The sequence below is a fragment of the Azoarcus sp. TTM-91 genome, from assembly GCF_012911025.1.
Taxonomy (GTDB): domain Bacteria; phylum Pseudomonadota; class Gammaproteobacteria; order Burkholderiales; family Rhodocyclaceae; genus Azoarcus.
Genome location: NZ_WUEI01000250.1, coordinates 1 through 1,673 on the forward strand (window position 1 = coordinate 1; position 1,673 = coordinate 1,673).

Consider the following 1,673-nt stretch of genomic DNA (forward strand, 5'->3'; position numbering starts at 1 on the left):
GCGCTGAGCCGGCCGGGCATGCGCCCCCCCATCGCCCCTTCCGCGGCCCGCCGCCGCGCCGCTGCCTGCTGGGCGGCCGGCGCGGCGGCTGCCCGTTCGCGCCTGGCACCGTTCGCGCTCCTGCGTCCGCCCTCTCCCGCCTCGGCGAACCTCCGCCTGGCGCTCCTGCTTCTATTGCTCGCAGCCAGCCTGCAAGCCCCGGCGACCTTCGCCGCCTTTGGCTTCAACGACGTCGCCCAGCGCGCCCGCCAGCTGGCCGAATCCGCCTACAAGCCGCCGGCCGAAACCTTGCCGGCGGAGCTGCGCCAGCTGAGTTACGACGACTACCGCCGCATCCGCCACAAGCCGGAGCGCGCGCTGTGGGCGGGCGCCGGCGGCGCCTTCGAAGTTGCCTTCTTCCCACCGGGGCTGAACTACGCCGCACCGGTGAAGATCAACCAGGTCGATGCCGACGGCGTGCGCGAGCTGCGCTTCGACCCGGAGGATTTCGACTACGGCGGCGCCCCGGTGGATGCCGCCAAGCTGAAGAACGCCCAGGGCCTGGGCTATGCCGGCCTGCGGGTGCTCAGCGGCAAACGCGGCAAGCAGGGCGGCCCGCGCAAGGAAGCCCTGGCCTTCCACGGCGCCAGCCTGTTCCGTTCGCCCGGCGACGAGGAACAGTACGGCACCTGGGCGCGCGGACTGGCGGTGGATACCGGCCTGCCCAGCGGCGAGGAGTTTCCCCGCTTCGTCGAGTTCTGGCTGGAGCGCCCGGCCGCCAGCGCCCGCGAACTGGTGATCTACGCCCTGCTGGACTCACCCCGCTACACCGGCGCCTACCGCTTCGTGCTGCAGCCGGACGCGCACGGCAGCGTGCAGGAGGTGCGGGCGCGGCTCTACCCCCGCGCCCAGGCCGCCAAGCTCGGCCTGGCGCCGCTGGCGAGCATGCACTTCGCCGGCGAGAACCGGCCGGCGCGCGGCGAGGACTACCGCCCGGAGGTGCATGATGCCGACGGCCTGTCGGTGCTGGCCGCCAATGGCGAATGGATATGGCGGCCGCTGTCCAACCCGCGCCGACTGCTCATCACCGCCTTCGCCCTCAACGATCCGCAGGGCTTCGGCCTGATGCAGCGCGACCGCGACTTCGCCAGCTACCAGGACATCGACGCCCGCCGCGAGCTCAGGCCCAGCGCCTGGGTGGAACCCAGCGGCGCCTGGGGGCCGGGCCAGGTGGAGCTGGTGCAGATTCCCACGCCGGACGAGTTCAACAACAACGTCGTCGCCTACTGGGTGCCCGAGCAGGCGCCGGCGCCGGGCAAGCCCTACGACTTCGGCTACCGCCTGTCCTGGCGCACCGCGAAGGCGCCGCACCCGCCCAAGGCCTGGGTGGTGCAGACCCGCGTCGGCCACGACCGCCAGGGCGAAAGCAACGAGCTGTGGCTGCGGGTGGATTTCGCCGACCCCGGCTACGCGAAGCTGCCGCCGGACCGGCCTGTGCGGGCGGTGGTGTCAGTGGGCGACAACGCCGAGCTGCTGGAAACCCGGCTGGCCGCCAACCCGGCGCTGGAAGGCTGGCGCACCACGCTGCGCCTGCGCCGGGCCGACGCCGCCAAACCGGTGGAACTGCGCCTGCAGCTGTTCGACCCGGACGAGCACGCCGCCGACCGCCCCCGCTCCGAGACCTGGAGCTATGT

1 protein-coding gene is annotated in these 1,673 nt (G+C 73.0%); it reads left to right on the forward strand.

What is annotated here, in order from left to right; translation table 11 throughout:
* Positions 1-174: 174 nt before the first annotated feature.
* The coding region (locus GRF61_RS24035; protein WP_169153137.1) for a glucan biosynthesis protein G at positions 175-1,673 on the forward strand (1,499 nt) is incomplete at its 3' end.